The 15,474-nt window shown below is 73.4% G+C and carries 19 protein-coding genes; 12 read left to right on the plus strand and 7 right to left on the minus strand.

What is annotated here, in order from left to right:
- The first annotated feature begins 4 nt into the window (after nt 1-4).
- Complete coding sequence (locus tag CXR44_RS24830; protein WP_245899382.1) at nt 5-1,261, plus strand: FAD-dependent monooxygenase; 1,257 nt, start codon at nt 5-7, stop codon at nt 1,259-1,261.
- A 19-nt stretch (nt 1,262-1,280) separates the two neighbouring features.
- Here CXR44_RS24830 and CXR44_RS24835 read toward each other — a convergent pair whose 3' ends face one another.
- Nucleotides 1,281-2,102 (minus strand): class I SAM-dependent methyltransferase, encoded by an 822-nt coding sequence (locus CXR44_RS24835; RefSeq protein ID WP_101788525.1) that lies wholly within the window; start codon nt 2,100-2,102, stop codon nt 1,281-1,283.
- Nucleotides 2,099-2,380 (minus strand): DUF2249 domain-containing protein, encoded by a 282-nt coding sequence (locus CXR44_RS24840; RefSeq protein WP_101788526.1) that lies wholly within the window; start codon nt 2,378-2,380, stop codon nt 2,099-2,101. The genes CXR44_RS24835 and CXR44_RS24840 overlap by 4 nt, the downstream gene beginning before the upstream one ends.
- Nucleotides 2,381-2,436: 56 nt before the next feature.
- Here CXR44_RS24840 and CXR44_RS24845 point away from each other — a divergent pair, with 56 nt between their 5' ends.
- Nucleotides 2,437-3,156, plus strand: coding sequence for a helix-turn-helix transcriptional regulator (locus CXR44_RS24845; protein WP_101788527.1), 720 nt, complete (start codon nt 2,437-2,439; stop codon nt 3,154-3,156).
- Between the two features lie 15 nt (nt 3,157-3,171).
- A complete protein-coding gene (locus CXR44_RS24850; protein WP_101788528.1) occupies nt 3,172-3,513 on the plus strand; it encodes a cupin domain-containing protein in 342 nt (113 codons plus the stop codon).
- 151 nt (nt 3,514-3,664) lie between these two features.
- On the opposite strand, the gene CXR44_RS24855 is transcribed toward CXR44_RS24850, so the two are convergent.
- Complete coding sequence (locus CXR44_RS24855) at nt 3,665-4,177, minus strand: SAM-dependent methyltransferase (RefSeq protein WP_101788529.1); 513 nt, start codon at nt 4,175-4,177, stop codon at nt 3,665-3,667.
- 9 nt (nt 4,178-4,186) lie between these two features.
- A complete protein-coding gene (locus tag CXR44_RS24860) occupies nt 4,187-5,140 on the minus strand; it encodes a DMT family transporter (protein ID WP_101788530.1) in 954 nt (317 codons plus the stop codon).
- Nucleotides 5,141-5,179: 39 nt separating this feature from the next.
- Between CXR44_RS24860 and CXR44_RS24865 the strand changes: the two genes are divergently transcribed.
- From CXR44_RS24865 to CXR44_RS24890, 6 genes are all read left to right on the plus strand, one after another.
- Nucleotides 5,180-5,740, plus strand: coding sequence for a MarR family winged helix-turn-helix transcriptional regulator (locus CXR44_RS24865; protein ID WP_101788531.1), 561 nt, complete (start codon nt 5,180-5,182; stop codon nt 5,738-5,740).
- A gap of 124 nt (nt 5,741-5,864) precedes the next feature.
- The gene (locus CXR44_RS24870; RefSeq protein ID WP_101788669.1) at nt 5,865-6,629 is read left to right on the plus strand and encodes a methyltransferase domain-containing protein; all 765 of its coding nucleotides are present in this window, start codon (nt 5,865-5,867) and stop codon (nt 6,627-6,629) included.
- A 46-nt stretch (nt 6,630-6,675) separates the two neighbouring features.
- On the plus strand, nt 6,676-7,650 hold the full coding sequence (locus tag CXR44_RS24875) for a GlxA family transcriptional regulator (RefSeq protein ID WP_342748596.1): 975 nt from the start codon (nt 6,676-6,678) through the stop codon (nt 7,648-7,650).
- A 2-nt stretch (nt 7,651-7,652) separates the two neighbouring features.
- A complete protein-coding gene (locus CXR44_RS24880) occupies nt 7,653-8,258 on the plus strand; it encodes a DJ-1/PfpI family protein (protein ID WP_101788533.1) in 606 nt (201 codons plus the stop codon).
- Between the two features lie 82 nt (nt 8,259-8,340).
- Entirely contained in the window at nt 8,341-8,610 is a 270-nt protein-coding gene (locus CXR44_RS24885; protein ID WP_101788534.1) for a DUF1876 domain-containing protein, read from the plus strand.
- Between the two features lie 35 nt (nt 8,611-8,645).
- Nucleotides 8,646-9,173: a GNAT family N-acetyltransferase gene (locus tag CXR44_RS24890; protein ID WP_101788535.1), complete on the plus strand. Its 528-nt coding sequence runs from the start codon at nt 8,646-8,648 to the stop codon at nt 9,171-9,173.
- Between the two features lie 60 nt (nt 9,174-9,233).
- Here CXR44_RS24890 and CXR44_RS24895 read toward each other — a convergent pair whose 3' ends face one another.
- Together CXR44_RS24895 and CXR44_RS24900 are read right to left on the minus strand one after the other, a co-directional pair.
- Complete coding sequence (locus tag CXR44_RS24895; protein WP_101788536.1) at nt 9,234-9,551, minus strand: hypothetical protein; 318 nt, start codon at nt 9,549-9,551, stop codon at nt 9,234-9,236.
- Between the two features lie 24 nt (nt 9,552-9,575).
- A complete protein-coding gene (locus tag CXR44_RS24900; RefSeq protein ID WP_101788537.1) occupies nt 9,576-10,577 on the minus strand; it encodes a helix-turn-helix transcriptional regulator in 1,002 nt (333 codons plus the stop codon).
- 53 nt (nt 10,578-10,630) lie between these two features.
- Here CXR44_RS24900 and CXR44_RS24905 point away from each other — a divergent pair, with 53 nt between their 5' ends.
- Nucleotides 10,631-11,758, plus strand: a complete 1,128-nt coding sequence (locus CXR44_RS24905) for an epoxide hydrolase family protein (RefSeq protein ID WP_101788538.1) — start codon at nt 10,631-10,633, stop codon at nt 11,756-11,758.
- Between the two features lie 7 nt (nt 11,759-11,765).
- Here CXR44_RS24905 and CXR44_RS24910 read toward each other — a convergent pair whose 3' ends face one another.
- Nucleotides 11,766-11,993 carry a CDGSH iron-sulfur domain-containing protein gene (locus tag CXR44_RS24910; protein WP_101788539.1) on the minus strand — a complete coding sequence of 76 codons (228 nt, stop codon included), beginning with the start codon at nt 11,991-11,993 and terminating at the stop codon, nt 11,766-11,768.
- Nucleotides 11,994-12,364: 371 nt separating this feature from the next.
- On the opposite strand from CXR44_RS24910, the gene CXR44_RS24915 reads away from it, so the two are divergent.
- Both CXR44_RS24915 and CXR44_RS24920 read left to right on the plus strand, forming a co-directional pair.
- Nucleotides 12,365-13,243: a hypothetical protein gene (locus CXR44_RS24915; RefSeq protein ID WP_144070074.1), complete on the plus strand. Its 879-nt coding sequence runs from the start codon at nt 12,365-12,367 to the stop codon at nt 13,241-13,243.
- 255 nt (nt 13,244-13,498) lie between these two features.
- A complete protein-coding gene (locus tag CXR44_RS24920) occupies nt 13,499-15,421 on the plus strand; it encodes a Xaa-Pro dipeptidyl-peptidase (protein WP_101788541.1) in 1,923 nt (640 codons plus the stop codon).
- The last annotated feature ends 53 nt before the right edge of the window (nt 15,422-15,474 follow it).

The raw sequence follows: 15,474 nt of genomic DNA on the forward strand, positions 1-15,474 counted from the left end.
ATGCGTGGGTGGCGGACCCGCCAGCCTGTACTTCTCCATCCTGATGAAGCGGGTCGACCCGTCCCATGACATCACCGTCTACGAGCGCAACCCGGCGGGCTCCACGTACGGCTGGGGCGTCACCTACTCCAGCGAGCTGTTCGGCTATCTCCAGGGCGCCGATCCCGAGTCCGCACGCGCCATCCGCGAGAACTCGGCCTGCTGGAACAGCTGGGTCGTGCACGTGCGCGACCGGATGACGGCGACGGTGGAGCACGGGGTCGAGGGGTTCGGCATCGGCCGGCATCGGCTGCTCGACCTCCTCGCCGAGCGGGCCCGTTCGCTCGGGGTGCGCCTGGAGTTCGAGCGCGAGATCGGCGGTGCGGAGGAGGTGGCGGACGCCGACGTCGTCGTCGCCGGTGACGGAGTCAACAGCGTGCTGCGTGAGCGGCACGCCGGCCGTTTCGGCTCCGAGATCGAGGTCGGGCGCAACGTCTACATCTGGCTCGGCACCACCAAGGTCTTCGACGCCTTCACCTTCGCGTTCGTGGCGACGGAGCACGGCTGGATCTGGTGTTACGGCTACAAGTACAGCGGGGACCACAGCACCTGCGTCATCGAGTGCTCCCCCGAGACCTGGAAGGGGCTCGGGTTCCACACGGCGAACGAGGCCGACTGCCTGGGCGTCCTGGAGAAGCTCTTCGCCGACGTGCTCGACCGGCACCCGCTGATCGGCCGGGCGCAGCCCGACGGCAGCGCGCACTGGCTCAACTTCCGCACTCTGACCAACCGGACGTGGCACCACGGCAACCTCGTCCTGCTGGGCGACGCGGCCCACACCACCCACTACTCCATCGGCGCGGGCACCGCTCTCGCCCTGGCGGACGCCGCCTTCCTGGTCGAGGCGCTGCACGGCGACGCGCGGCTGGAGAAGGCCCTCGCCCGCTACGAGCGGGGCCGCATGTCAGTGATCCGGTCGGCTCAGCGCGCGGCCCGCAACAGCGCCCACTGGTTCGAGAACCTCCCGCGCTACATCGACCTCCCGCCGGAGCAACTGATGGCGCTGCTCGACCAGCGGCAGTCCGCACTGCTTCCGCGCATCCCACCGCGGCTGTACTACCGGCTCGACCAGGTGTCCGAGGGTCTGGAGCCGCTGCGCCGGGTCACGCGCATGCTGGGCTCGAAGATCGCCCGCGAGCCGCACTCCGCGGCCACGTGCGACCACCACCCGGCACCGACGCCTCAGGCCGGGACCGGCACGGACTCGCCGCCGTCGTCCTGAGGGCGCGCCGCGGTGGCGGTCAGGCGGGCTTGCGGGCGACCAGGGCGATGGCGATCAGGTGGTCGCGCCGGGTCCGGAACGTGCGGCGCATGGCGAGCACCCTGCCGCGGGCGCCGGGACGGGTGAGCAGGTTGCCGGCGAACCGGGCGGCGCCCCGCAGCCCCTCGTCGGCGATCACCCGTCGGGCTCGCAGCAGGGCCATGGGCGCGACGGCCGTGTGCTCCACGACGAACCCGTGGCATTCGAGGAGGGCCCGCCACCCGGCGACGGTCTGGGGGCGCGCGTTCACCCTGATGGAGCGGGCGAGGTCGCGCCGGATGTCCGTCTGGACCAGTTCGGGCAGCGTGCCGGGGGTGAGCGCCAGCTCGTGGATCACGTACCGCCCGCAGGGGCGCAACAGGCGCGCGGCCTCGGCGACGATGGCGTGCTTGGCCAGGTTGCCCTGCATGGTGAGCATGGCCTCGGCCACGACGACGTCCGCCGACGCGTCGGGCAGGCCCGTGTCCGCGGCGTCGGCCAGGACGGCGGTGCCGTGGCCGGCGACGACGCGGCCGGTCGCGTTCACCGCCCACGGGTCGCTGTCGACGCCGACATATGAGCGGGGCCTCCGGTCGAGGATCTCCCGAGCGGTCCGGCCGGGTCCGGGCGCCAGTTCCACCACGTCGGCCCCGGCCACACCGGCCCGCGCGAGGAGGACCGCGGTGAGCTCGGCCCCGCCCGGACGGAGGACGCGTTTGCCCAGGCCCGCCAGCACCAGGTGGCCCGGGGCGTCGGGCCGGTCGGCCGGCGCGGTCCGGGTGTCATGCCGCTCGGGCGGGACGTAGCCGGGCGACCGGCTCATCGTCCACCGCCCCCGTCGGGTCCGGCGGCCTCGTGCCCGGTCGAGGCGAGCTTGCTGATCCTGATGCGCCAGGCGGCGGGCCCCTTGTCGAGGTACTCCCAGCCGTAGCCGCCCGGATGCTCCAGGTCGAACTCCTGCCGCAGGTGTCTCGGATCGTGGTTGTTGATCAGCACGAAGGACTCGCCGACGGCGAGGTCGTCGAAGGCGGCGAAGATCCTGGGGTGCTTGTCGGGCTTGCGCAGGGGACGTACGTCGAGCTGTTGCTCCTGGTCGGGCATGGTGCTCCTCTCGGTCGCGCTATTTATACAACCATATCTTGTGTAAACTATGCTCCATGAGGAACGTGGACGACGAGGCGGGGGGCGGCAGCGGATCCGCGGCGCCGGTCACCGGCCGGCGGCGGCTCGTCCTGACGGCGCTGCACGACTCCGCCACACCGCTCGGGGTGACGGACCTCGCCGAGCGGCTCGCGATCCATCCCAACACGGTGCGTTTCCACCTCGATGCCCTGGTCGAGAGCGGCCGGGTCGAGCGGGTGCACGCCGCACCGGCCGGTCCGGGGCGACCGCCGCTGGTGTTCCGGGCCAGGCCGGGCATGGACCCCGCAGGGCCGCGCAGCTACCGGCTGCTGGCCCAGATCCTGGCCGGCCATGTGGCCGCCGGGCCGGAGCCCGCCGCCAGGGCGGCCGAGGCCGGGCGGGCCTGGGGCGGCTTCCTGGTCGACCGGCCGGCGACGCCCGGCGCGCCCACCCGGGAGGAGTCCGTGGACCGGCTGGTCCGCCTGCTCGACGACCTCGGGTTCGCGCCCGAGGAACGGCCGGGCGGCGACCAGGGGCGCATCGGGCTGCGGCACTGCCCGTTCCTCGAACTCGTCGACACGCAGGGCGCGGTGATCTGCCCCCTGCACCTCGGACTCATGCAGGGCGCGATGACGGCGCTCGGCGCCCCGGTGACGGTGGACCGGCTCGACCCCTTCGCCGAGCCCGACCTGTGCCTGGCACACCTCGCGACCGCGGGCGGAGACACCATGACCGGCCATCAGGACCGGTCCTGACCGAAAGGCGCCACCATGCAGCACATCTCCCTGGACGCCCTGGTGGACGAGCACCTGACCGCCGCGCGGCAGGCCGCGAGCGGGCGCAGTGCGCGTACCGTCCACGGCGGGCAGGAGCACTCCCTGCGCCAGACGCTGCTCGCGCTCGCCGCCGGACGCGGCCTGGACGAGCACGAGAGCCCCGGCGAGGCGACCCTGCAGGTGCTGCGCGGCCGCGTACGCCTCGCGACCCGCCAGAACGCCTGGGAGGGGGCGGCGGGCGACTATGTCGTGATCCCGGCCGAACGGCACAGCCTGACCGCGGTCGACGACTCCGCCGTGCTGCTCACCGTGGCGGTCCGGCCCGCGGCGGGCTGACCGCCGGCCGGGACGTGGAAGGCGGCCGGCGCGGTCAGGATCTACGGAAGGCGGCGGGCGCGGTCAGGATCTACGGAAGGCGGCCGGCGCGATCAGGATCTACGGACGGCCCGGCCGGCGGCGCCCGAGCGTCGGGGTGCTCGCCCGTTCCTCAAGATCGACGGGCCTGGACGTGGACCAGGGGAGACGCGGCCACGGTCTCGACGTGGAAGCCCTCGGCCGTGACGGCCGGGGGGACCTTGACGGCGATCTCGGCGGCCTTCGCCTCGCCGGGCGCCTGCCAGAACAGGTGGAGCCTGCCGCCGGGGGCGAGCCAGCGGCTGATCAGCCCCAGCTCGCGAGCCGGTGACCGGACCCAGAACAGGTTGACGTTGACGGCGAAGACCCGGTCGAAGGCGCCGTCCTCGAACGCGGCGTCCTCCAGGGCGGTCGTGTGCAGCACCGCCGTGCCGGCGGCGACCGCCGCCGCGTTGCGCTCCTTCGCGGCGGCCGTCGCCGTGTGCGAGCGGTCGATGGCCGTGATCGTTCCGCCGGCCAGCCGTTCGCAGACGAGGGCGACGGCGGCGCCGCGGCCACAGCCGATCTCGAGGACGCGGTCGGCGGGCCCGAGGCCCATCATCTCCACCGCCCGCACCAGGCGGTCAGGGGTCGCTGCGGCAGGCATGATCCCAAACTAGCAGCGGTGGCGGCCGGAGGCAGGCGCGGTCACGGCCTTGTCACCGGGTCCGGGGCCGGTGGCGTGAGCCGCGGCGCGCGGCCGCGATCTCCTGGAGAGCAGGCGGGCCGCTGCGGGCTGGCCGAGCAGGATGCCGAGGACGACCAGGACGAGCCCGGCGAGCTGCTGCGGCGTGAGCGTCTCGCCGGCGAGCGCGGTGCCGAGCAGGACGCCGGTCAGCGGGTTGAGCAGGCCGATGAGCCCCACCGTCCCCGCACTGAGATGCCGCAGCCCCTGGAACCAGGCGGCACAAGCGAGGGCCGTCGCGACGACCGTCAGGTAGCCGAAGCCGAGCAGCGTGGGCCCGTCCAGGGGCGGCGGCGGCCCCTCCACGGCGACGGCGACCGGGACCAGCACGGCCCCGCCGGCGACGAGCTGCCACGAGGTGAGCGAGAACACGTCGATCCCCTGACTCCACCGCTTGGCCAGCACGTAGCCGAGGGACGACATGACCATGGCGAGGACCGAGGCCAGCACGCCGGCCGCGTCGACGGCGGCCGTGCCGTCGAGGAGCAGGAGGCAGACTCCGCCGATGCCGACGCACGCGCCGGCCAGGTGCGTCACCCGCGGCCGTTCGGCGAGCGCCGCCCAGGCGAACAGCATCATCACGACCGGTGAGGTCGCCATGACCGTCGAGGCGATGCTCGTCGGGAGCGTCTGCGCCGCCAGGTAGACCAGGGCGAAGAACGCGCCCATGTTGAGCGTGCCGAGCACGAGCGACTTCCACCACCACGAGCCGCGCGGCAGCTTCCTGGCCACGAGGAGCAGGAGCAGGCCCGCGGGCAGCGCGCGGATGGCGGCGCCGTAGAGCGGATGGTCGGGCGGCAGGAACCGGTGGGTGACGAGATAGGTGGAGCCCCAGGCCACCGGGGCGATCGCGGTGACGGCCGCCCACCGGAGATTAGCTTCCATGGAAGCTAATATAGCTTCCATGGAAGATATAGTGGCGGGGTGAGCGAAAACCTCGACCATGTGGCCCGGATCCAGCGGGCGTGGGCGCGTGAGCGGCCCGACGTGGACGTGAGCCCGCAAGGCGTGATCGGACGGTTGCACCGGCTGGCCGATCACCTGACCGCGCGGCTGTGCGTCGTCTACCGCCGTTACGGGCTGGGGGAGGGCGACTTCGACGTGCTCGCCGCCCTGCGCCGCGCCGGCGAGCCGTTCGAGCGCGCGCCCGGCGAGCTGGCCTCGCACACCATGGTCACGACGGGGGCCATGACCAAGCGCGTGGACCGGCTCGAACAGGCCGGGCTCGTCACCCGCCGCCGCAGCGCGCGGGACGGCCGGGGGCGGGTCGTGGCCCTCACCCCGGCGGGCAGGGAGCTGATCGACCAGGCGTTCACCGAGCACATGCGCAACGAGCGCCGGCTGCTCGACTGCCTGACGCCGGAGCAGGCCGGCCAGCTGGAGTCGCTGCTCACCGCCTGGCTGGCCTGCTTCGAGACGCCTCACGAGACGCCTCACGAGACGCCTCACGAGACGCCTCGGGAAGCGCGTCCCCGTGCGGGGTGACGGGGCAGGAGGGCGGGCGCCGCGGTGAGCGTGAGGTGGTCCGTACGGGGGCGGCCGTGGACCACGCACCGGATCTCCACCGCTTCTCCACGGAGGCTGCACGGCGGTGTGCTTCGCTGAGTTCATGATCGATAACAGAGCTCCGGACCCCGTCGCCTACCTGGACCAGGTCGCCGCCAGCGCGCCGGGGCAGGGATTCAAACAGCGGGTGCTCCGCCTGATGGAGCTGAGTCCCGGGCACACCGTCGTGGACATCGGCTGCGGCCCGGGCACCGACCTCGGCGCGATGGCGGCCGCCGTGGCGCCGGGCGGCACGGTCGTCGGCGTCGACCGGGACCCCATGATGGTCGAGGTGGCCAGGAGCCGGCTGGCGGGGACGGCCGGCGTGCGGGTCCGGCACGGCGACGCGCACGCGTTGCCGCTGGCGGACGGCATCGCCGACCGGGCCCGTACCGACCGCGTGCTCCAGCACGTGGACGACCCGGCGCGGGCGCTCGCCGAGGTGCGGCGGATGCTCCGGCCGGGAGGGCGCGCCCTGCTCGCCGAACCCGACTGGGACGGCCTGCTGATCGACTCGGCCGAGCCTGAGCTGAGCCGCCGGCTGACGCGTTTCATCGCCACGGAGATCGTCCGCAACGCGACCGTCGGCCGGAGCCTGGCCCGGCTGTGCGCCGGCGTCGGGCTCGCCGTGCGGTCCGTCGAGACGCACACGCCGGTGCTCCGCGACTTCGGCACCGCCGACCGGCTGCTCGGGCTGCGGCGCAACGTGCGCCGGGCCGTCCGGGCGGGTCACCTCGACGGCGGAGCCGAGGAGTGGATCGAGGCCGTCGCCGCGCGGCCGTTCCTGGCCACGTTCATGATGTTCCTGGTCACGGCCGAGGTGGCGTGAAGTGCAATGACCGTGTCATTGACGCCATGGCCGCACCCTGATCAGCATGAAGGACATGGCCAGGCGGATCGTGATCGTGGTCTTCGACGGGTTCCAGCTCTTCGACATGGCGGGGCCCGCCGACGTGTTCGCGCTGGACTCCATGTTCGCGGGCGGCGACGGCTACCGGGTCGAGCTCGCCGCCGTACGCGCGGGTGAGGTCACCGCGCAGAACGGCGTCACGATCGCCGTGCGGACACCGCTCGGCCGGATCGGCGGCGACGTCGACACGCTGATGGTGGTGGGAGGCTTCTCCACCGGCGAGTGGATGCGCGACCGGGAGCTGGTGGAGGGCGTCCACCGGCTGGCCGGTACGGCGCGCCGCGTCACCTCCGTCTGCAGCGGCGCGCTCATCCTGGCCGAGGCGGGGCTGCTCGACGGGCGGCGGGCCACCACCCACTGGCTGGCCTCCGACGTGCTCCGCGACCGCTACCCGGCCGTCGAGGTGGACGCCGACCCCATCTACATCAGGGACGGCGACACCTGGACCTCCGCCGGGGTCAGCGCGGGCGTGGACCTGGCGCTGGCTCTCGTCGCCGAGGACCACGGCCACGAGCTGGCCCGGCGGGTCGCCTGCTGTCTCGTCGTGTACCTGCACCGGCCCGGCGGGCAGAGCCAGTTCAGCGCCCCGATGAGGGTGGCCGCGCCACGCAGCGAACCGTTGCGGGAGCTGCAGGCGTACATCGACGCCCACCCGGCCGCCGACCTGCGCGTGCCCGCGCTGGCCAGGCGGGCGGGGATGAGCGAGCGGCACTTCTCGCGCGTCTTCACCGACCAGACCGGTCTCCCGCCCGGCCGGTACGTCGAACGGGCCCGAGCCGACACGGCCCGGCGGCTGCTGGAGACCACCGACCACCCGCTCGACCGGGTGGCCAGGGAGTCGGGCCTCGGCCGGCCGGAGACCCTCTACCGCGTCTTCCGCCGCACCTGGCGCGTCTCACCCGGTGACTACCGTCGCCGGTTCCGAACGAAGGAGGCCTGATCATGCACGTCGCGATTCCCCTCTATCCGGACTTCACCGCGCTCGACGCCGTCGGACCGTACACGGTGCTCGCCTTCGCGCCCGGCGTGACGGTCACGTTCGTCGCCGGCGAGGCCGGGCCGGTCACCGACGACCAGGGCACGCTCACGCTGACGGCCACCGCCGGCTACGCCGACCTGCCCCGGCCGGACGTGATCGTGGTGCCCGGCGGGATAGGCACCTTCGCCGCGCTGGAGGACCGGGCGCTGGTCGACTGGATCAGGACGGCCCACGAGCACGCCCGGTGGACCACCTCCGTGTGCAGCGGCGCGCTGCTGCTGGGAGCGGCCGGCCTGCTCGGCGGGCTGAAGGCCACGACGCACTGGGCGATCCTCGACCACCTGTCCCGCTACGGAGCCGAGCCGGTCGGCGAGCGGGTGGTGACGCAGGGCCGGATCGTGACGGCCGCCGGCGTGTCGGCCGGCATCGACATGGCCCTCACCCTGCTCGCCGCGGCGAGCGACGAGGAGACGGCGCGGGCCGTCCAGCTCGCCATCGAGTACGACCCGCGGCCGCCGTTCCCCATGGACCGGACACTGGCCGAGAAGGCCATCGGCCTTCTCGGCTAGCGCCCCGTGCTGATCAGCGCGGGAAAGGTGCCGGGAGCCTCCCCGCGGGTAGGGGAGGCTCGGAAGCGAGGAGGTGGGCGCCGTGAACGACAAGCACTGGGACGTGCAGATCGACATCACCGAGGACGACGACGTCACGACGGCGCGGGCCGTCCTGACCATGCCCGAGCAGTCGCGGCTCATGGGCCACGGCGAGGCGCACCGTAACCCGGTCGACCCGCCGGCGGCGGCGATCGGCGACGAGCTGGCCGCCGCGCGGGCCCTGGACGACCTGACCCAGCAGCTGCTCAGCGTGGCCAACCAGGACGTGGTGCGCAACGCCAGGTCGCGGACGCCGATGCCGCCCGCCTGAGGCCGGCGGGCGGCGGTGCCCGTACGCTGGAACGCGTGATCCGACCAGCGACTCCCGCCGACGTGCCCGCCATCCTGCAGCTCATCCGTGACCTCGCGACGTACGAGAAGTCGGCGCACGAGGTCCGCGCCGACGAGGCGCAGTTGCGTGCCGCCCTGTTCGGCCCTGAGCCCGCCGTCTTCGCCCACGTGGCGGTGGACACGCTGGAGGGGGACACGCTGGAGGGGGACACGCTGGAGGGGGACACGGGCGAGGTGGTGGGCTTCGCCTTGTGGTTCCTCAACTTCTCCACCTGGCGTGGCACCCACGGGATCTATCTGGAGGACCTGTACGTGCGCCCGGACCGGCGCGGCGGCGGCCACGGCCGGGCGCTGCTCGCCGAGCTGGCCTGCATCTGCGTCGAGCGCGGCTACCAGCGGCTCGAATGGTCGGTGCTCGACTGGAACGAGCCCGCCATCGGCTTCTACCGGGCGGTGGGGGCGGCGCCGATGTCGGAGTGGACCGTGTTCCGGCTGACCGACGAGCCGCTGCTGCGGATGGCGGAGGGGGCCGCGCGCCACTGAGGCCCGGACGCGGTTCGCCGCGGGCCGCCTCGGCGGTCCCGCGGCGAACCGCTACGTGCGCTACACGCCGGTGTGCGAGCGCTGCGTCATCCCGCTCGACGCGCGGTCGAACATCTCGGACTCCGTGCGCCCGGTCTCCATCTCGCGCATCTCCTCGGGCCGCGACTGCATCTCCTCCAGCCGCAGCGCGACGCCCAGGGCGTAGAACGTGGGCGCCCACTCGCCGACGAAGATCCCCCAGCGGTCGGCCCTGTCGAGGCCCGCGCGCTCCGCCGTGGTCGACATGACCCACGAGGCGAAGGCCAGACCGATCGAGGCCGTTCCGGCCATGTACGCGTGATGGGACCTGATGCCCATCTTGTGCAGCATTCTGATCATGATTCCCCCCTTGATGAGGTGCTGTTACCCCGGGGGCGCGGAGCGGTAACGCGAGGTTGTCCCGCTTTGCCCGGTCTTGAGGCTGCCGGTGGAGGGGGCCGCGCACCGGGACGCCAGCACCTCCAGCACCTCCAGCAGCTCGGGCGGGCCGTCCACCGAGAAGTCGGCGTCCAGCATCAGGATGTGCAGCGCCAGCCGCAGCGGCGTGTCACCGCCCGCGTGCACCACGCACGTACGCTCGTCGACGGTCTCCACCAGCACCGAGTCGGGCACCATGGCCAGCACCGCCGGCGCGGGCGCCGCCACCGTCACCTTCGCCCGGTAACGCGACAGCGCGGTGTCCACCCCGCGCGGCACCACCTCCGGCGGCGGCTCGGCCCGGGGGGCGAACCGCGGCCCGTGCGGCGGCCGCGGCGTGAGCCGGTCCACCCGGAAGGTCCGCCAGTCCCGCCGTGCCACGTCCCAGGCGATCAGATACCAGCGCCGCCCGGTGTGCACGAGCCGGTACGGCTCCACGTCGCGGGCCTGCTCCGAGCCGTCATGGGTGCGGTAACCGAAGCGCAGCCGGTGCCGGTCGCGGCAGGCCGCCGCGATGGTCGCCAGGACGTCGGCCGTCACCGTCGGACCCTCCCGCGCCAGCGACACGGTGTGGTCGTGGACGGCGCTGACCTGGTGCCGCAGCCGTGACGGCAGCACCTGCTCCAGCTTCGCCAGGGCCCGCACCGAGCTCTCCCTGATGCCCTCGACACCGCCGCCGGCGGCCGTGCGCAGGCCGACGGCCACCGCCACGGCCTCCTCGTCGTCGAGCAGCAGCGGCGGCAGCTTGGCGCCCGCGCCCAGCCGGTAGCCGCCCGCCACGCCGGGCGCGGCGTGCACGGGATAGCCGAGGCCGCGCAGCTTGTCGATGTCGTAGCGGACCGTGCGCGGGCTCACCCGGAGCCGTTCGGCCAGCTCGGCGCCGGTCCAGGACGGGCGGGTCTGCAGCAGCGACAGCAGCTTCAGCAGCCGCGCCGAGGTTTCCAACATGTCCCGCATTATCCAGGCAAGGGGTTTGCCACATGGGGTGAGACGGTTCCCTCATGAGCGAAGAGATCCGCCCCTTCACGATCGACATCCCCCAGGCCGACCTCGACGACCTGCGCGAGCGCCTCTCCCGCACGCGTCTGCCGCGCCAGCTCCCCGGTGCCGGCTGGGAGCGCGGCGTCCCCGCCGGGCACCTGGCCGAGCTGATCGACCACTGGGCCACGGCGTACGACTGGCGGGCCCACGAGGCCGAACTGAACGCCCACCCGCAGTTCGTCACCACGATCGACGGCCAGGACATCCACTTCCTGCACGTCCGCTCGCCCGAGCCGGACGCCACGCCGCTGGTCCTCACCCACGGCTGGCCCGGTTCGGTGGTCGAGTTCCTCGACGTCATCGGCCCCCTGTCGGATCCGCGGGCGCACGGCGGCGACCCGGCCGACGCCTTCCACCTGGTCATCCCGTCGCTGCCCGGCTTCGGGTTCTCCGCGCCCCTGGCCGAGGGCGGCTGGACGCTCGGGCGGATCGCCCGCGCCTGGGCGGAGCTGATGGCGCGGCTCGGCTACGCACGCTACGGCGCCCAGGGCGGCGACTGGGGGTCCGGCGTCTCCCGCGAACTGGGCCGCATCGACGCCGAGCACGTGATCGGCGTGCACGTGAACTACCTGCTCACCTTCCCCTCCGGCCGGCCGGGTGAGCTGGACGGGCTCGGGGGCGACGACCTGAAGCGGCTGGAGGCGCTGGACAGGTTCCGGGGGGAGCTGGGCGGATACATGGCGATCCAGACCACCCGCCCGCAGACGCCGGCCTTCGGGCTGGCCGACTCACCCGCCGGGCAGCTCGCGTGGATCGCCGAGAAGTTCCAGGAGTGGACCGAGCACGGCGTCGACCGCGACCGGATGCTGACCAACGTCTCGCTCTACTGGCTGACGAACACCGCCGACTCGGCGGCCCAGATCTACTGGGAGTTCGCCCACGCCTGGAGCATGCCGGAGCGGTCGCCGACGCCGACGGGGGTCGCCGTCTTCCCGTACGACATCGCCCCGCCGGTGCGGAGGCTGGCCGAGCGGACGGACCGCATCACGCACTGGACGGAGTTCGGGCACGGCGGCCACTTCGCCGCGATGGAGCAGCCGGAGGCGCTCGTCGGCGACGTGCGCGCGTTCTTCCGCTCCCTGCGCTGACCCGCGCTCAGGGCCCGGGGTCGGGGGCGCTCGTGGCGCGGAAACCGCCGGCCCGGTGCGAGCCGTCGCAGAACGGCTTGACCGACGACAGGCCGCACCGGCACAGGGCGACCGTGGACCGGCCCGGGTCGATCGGTGTGCCGTCCTGAGCCACCAGCCGGAACGGGCCCCGCAGGAGCAGCGGCCCGTCCTCGCACGGCGTCACCGTCACCGCGTCGTCACCATCGGTGTGCACCGCTGCCTCCTGCCCGTGGCGCCGGAGGGGAAACTCCCACCGTGACCTTCACAGGTGTTGCGAGATCGTTCAGTGGTCTGATCGTGACCGGCCCGCGACCAACCCCCCGGGGTGCCGCCGTAACGTCCTCACGGTGCCCGATATGGACGCGAATGTGAGCATCGATCCCGCCGCCTTGCCGCAGCCCGAGCCGGCCCCGTTGCCACAGCGTGAGGAAGCCGAGCGTTGCGCCAGCGTCGAGTCCGGACGGCGCTGCGTCCTACCGCCCGGTCACCCCAGCGCGCACGTCTACCCGCCGGCCGAGGCCGCCCCCTAGCCGTCCGGGCGGGAACCTCGCGGCGCCGGCCGGTGTACCTCCACCGGAGGTGCGCATGAAGAGACTCGTGATCGTCCCGCTCGTCCTCGCCGTGCAGGTGGCCATGCTGGTCCCCGGGATCGGACCGGCCGCGGCGGCCGGCAACTGGGCGGTGACCTATCTTGACCCGGTGCCGGAGCGGCTCGCGCCCGGCACGCCGTACACGCTGGGGTACTGGGTGCTCCAGCACGGCACCCACCCCTACGAGGGCGACGACCTGGGCCGGACCGGCCTGCGCCTCGTCGGGGGAAGCGGGCGGGTGCTGGAGTTCCACGGGACGGCGCTGCCCGAGGCAGGCCACTACGCCACCGCCGTGGTCGTGCCCGAGGGACTATGGCGGGTGCAGGGCGTGCAGGGGCGGTTCGCGCCGCACGAGGTGGGGACGCTGCGCGTGCCGGGCGGGCTGACCGTCCACCCGCTGGAGCCGGGGCTCGCGGAGTCGATCCGGTCCGGCGCGCACCGTTACTGGGGGGCGGTCCGGCCGCCCGGGTTCCCCGCCGGCGTGACGGGCCCGGCCTCCGCACCGAGCACGCCCGACGGGGCGACGGGATCCGCGTCCGTGCCGGGCGCGTCGGCGTCCGTGCCGGGCACGTCCGCATCGGCGCCGGACGCGGCGACGCGGGCCTCGGGCGTCAGGCCGGGCGCGTCGGCGTCCGCGACGGGGGCGGCGGGCGCGGGTCCGGTCGCGGGTCCGGCGGGCGGGCCGGGTGCGCCGGGGGAGTCCGGGGTCCCGGTGTACGGGCTGGCGCTCGCCGCCGCGGGCGGGGCCCTGCTCGCGCTGCTCGTGCCCGCCGCCCTGCGCCGCACCGGCCGCGGCCCCCGCGACCGGCCGTCCGCGGAGGACCGGCCGGGTGACGGTGGGGCCGAGACGTTGTCCTCCCACGGGCGGGCATGACGTTGTCCTCCCACGGGCGGGCGTGACGCTGCCCGCGCGCGGGCGTGACGCTGGCCGCGCGGGGAGGGTGGCGCCGTCCGTGGGGGCGGGCGTGACGCTGTCCGCGCGGGGGCGGGCGTCGGTCAGGGGGCGAGCCGAGGACCGGGTGCCGGGGTGGACACGTCTTCGTACGCGGCTGGACAGGATCTTGTCAGGGTGGCGGGGGTCTGAGAGATTGCGCGGGGTACTCACGACCATTCGTCACGGAGGTCACGCGTGTCACAATTACGCCCCGCCCTCGTCGCCGTCGCCCTCACCCTGACGATCGCGACTCCGGCCCAGGCGGCGACGGACCCCGTCGTCACCGTCGAGAACGGGCGCACCCAGCCCGTCTTCTCCTACGCGGACGCCGTCCGCGAGCACGTGTACGTCGAGTCGAGCGTCGACAGCGACGCCGACGGCAAGGCGGACAGGGTGCGCGTCGACGTCATCAGGCCCAAGGAGTCCGGTCCCGGGCTCAAGGTCCCGGTCATCATCGACGAGAGCCCGTACTACGACAACTCCGGACGTGGCAACGAGGGCGAGCGGAAGGTGTACGACGCCGCCGGAAATGTCACGAAATTCCCCCTCTTCTACGACAACTACTTCGTGCCGCGCGGCTACGCCGTCCTCAACGTCGACATGCTCGGCACCACCAGATCGGACGGCTGCCCCGACATCGGGGGCAAGGCCGACGTGCTCGGCGGCAAGGCCGTCATCGACTGGCTGAACGGCCGGGCCAAGGCCTACCGCGCCGACGGCACCCCGGCCGTGGCCGACTGGACCACGGGCAAGGCCGCGATGATCGGCAAGTCGTACGACGGCACGCTCGCCAACGCCGTGGCCGCCACCGGCGTCGAGGGCCTCGAGACGATCGTGCCCATCGCGGCGATCAGCTCCTGGTACAAGTACCAGCGCTCCAACGGCGTGATCTACAACTACGACTACGCCTCCTGGCTGGCCAACTACATCGACACCGACCCCGAGGCCAAGTGCCAGGCCGTCCGCGACAGGATGGACGCCGAGGACGGCGACGACACCGGCGACTACAACGCGTTCTGGGCCGAGCGCGACTACATCTCCGGCCTGCTGGGCGACGCCTCGAAGGTGCGGGCCAGCGTGTTCGTCGTGCACACCAGCAACGACCTGAACGTCAAGCCGGACAACTTCTCCACCTGGTGGCAGGCGCTGGCCGAGCGGAACGTCCCGCGCAAGATCTGGGTCGGCCAGTACCACCACGTGGACCCGTTCGACTTCGAGGGCCGCAGGGGCGTCTGGGTGGACACGCTGCACCGCTGGTTCGACCACTGGCTGCACGGCGTGCGCAACGGCATCATGACCGAGCCGCGCGCCGACGTGCAGGTGGGGCCCACACAGTGGATCCGGCAGCGTGACTGGCCGGCGCCGTTCGCGGCCAAGGTGGCGCTGCGTCCGGCCGCCGACGGCTCCCTCGGGCTCGACCGGGCCGCCAAGGGCGCGACCGCGACGTTCGCGGACGTGGCCATGGAGGAGGAGGACATGATCGCCGACGTGGGGACGGCCAAGCCGGGCCGCGTGGCGTTCACGACCGGCCCGTTGCCCCTCAGCCTGCGCCTGTCCGGCACGCCCACGGCCGAGCTGCGGGTCAAGCTCGACAAGCCGACCGCCAACCTGACCGCCCTGCTCGTCGACTTCGGCGCCGCCACCCGCCTCGACTGGCGGCGCGGCCAGGGCATCACCACGCTGACCGAGGAGGACTGCCACGGCGAGAGCACCGCGGCCGACGACGCCTGCTACCGCAAGGTCGTCACCAACGTCGCCGAACGTCCCGCCGAGATCGTCGCCCGCGGCTGGATCGACGTGCAGAACCGCTCGTCGCTGAGCAGTCCGTCGCCGCTGCCCGCCGGCACCTACGGCACGGTCCGGTGGCAGACGTTGCCGCACGACTACACCTTCAGGAAGGGACACCGGCTCGCGCTCGTGATCGCGGGCACCGACGCCGACTACAGCTCCGAGCAGGGCACGGGCGCGAACGTGACCCTCGACCTGTCCGCCAGCAACGTGTCCGTGCCGTTCGCCGTCGGCACGCCGCTCGCCGACGTGCCGAAGGACCGGACGACGTTCCGCGGGCCGGAGCGGTTCGAGCTGCCGGAGCCGGAGCGCGAGTTCAGCTTCTTCTAGGAACCGCAGGCGTGTCCGGACCCGCGGGCCTTCCCGGCCCGCGGGTCCTCGCC

The organism is Nonomuraea indica, assembly GCF_002850745.1.
In the GTDB taxonomy this organism is placed as follows: Bacteria; Actinomycetota; Actinomycetes; order Streptosporangiales; family Streptosporangiaceae; genus Nonomuraea; species Nonomuraea indica.

Excerpts from the sequence above, each read along its gene's own strand:
- CXR44_RS24835 (WP_101788525.1), bottom strand. The coding sequence starts at position 2,102 with ATGAGCCGGTCGCCCGGCTACGTCCCGCCCGAGCGGCATGACACCCGG.
- CXR44_RS24840 (WP_101788526.1), bottom strand. The coding sequence starts at position 2,380 with ATGCCCGACCAGGAGCAACAGCTCGACGTACGTCCCCTGCGCAAGCCC.
- CXR44_RS24845 (WP_101788527.1), top strand. The coding sequence starts at position 2,437 with ATGAGGAACGTGGACGACGAGGCGGGGGGCGGCAGCGGATCCGCGGCG.
- CXR44_RS24850 (WP_101788528.1), top strand. The coding sequence starts at position 3,172 with ATGCAGCACATCTCCCTGGACGCCCTGGTGGACGAGCACCTGACCGCC.
- CXR44_RS24855 (WP_101788529.1), bottom strand. The coding sequence starts at position 4,177 with ATGCCTGCCGCAGCGACCCCTGACCGCCTGGTGCGGGCGGTGGAGATG.
- CXR44_RS24860 (WP_101788530.1), bottom strand. The coding sequence starts at position 5,140 with ATGGAAGCTAATCTCCGGTGGGCGGCCGTCACCGCGATCGCCCCGGTG.
- CXR44_RS24870 (WP_101788669.1), top strand. The coding sequence starts at position 5,865 with ATGATCGATAACAGAGCTCCGGACCCCGTCGCCTACCTGGACCAGGTC.
- CXR44_RS24875 (WP_342748596.1), top strand. The coding sequence starts at position 6,676 with ATGAAGGACATGGCCAGGCGGATCGTGATCGTGGTCTTCGACGGGTTC.
- CXR44_RS24880 (WP_101788533.1), top strand. The coding sequence starts at position 7,653 with ATGCACGTCGCGATTCCCCTCTATCCGGACTTCACCGCGCTCGACGCC.
- CXR44_RS24895 (WP_101788536.1), bottom strand. The coding sequence starts at position 9,551 with ATGATCAGAATGCTGCACAAGATGGGCATCAGGTCCCATCACGCGTAC.
- CXR44_RS24900 (WP_101788537.1), bottom strand. The coding sequence starts at position 10,577 with ATGTTGGAAACCTCGGCGCGGCTGCTGAAGCTGCTGTCGCTGCTGCAG.
- CXR44_RS24905 (WP_101788538.1), top strand. The coding sequence starts at position 10,631 with ATGAGCGAAGAGATCCGCCCCTTCACGATCGACATCCCCCAGGCCGAC.
- CXR44_RS24915 (WP_144070074.1), top strand. The coding sequence starts at position 12,365 with ATGAAGAGACTCGTGATCGTCCCGCTCGTCCTCGCCGTGCAGGTGGCC.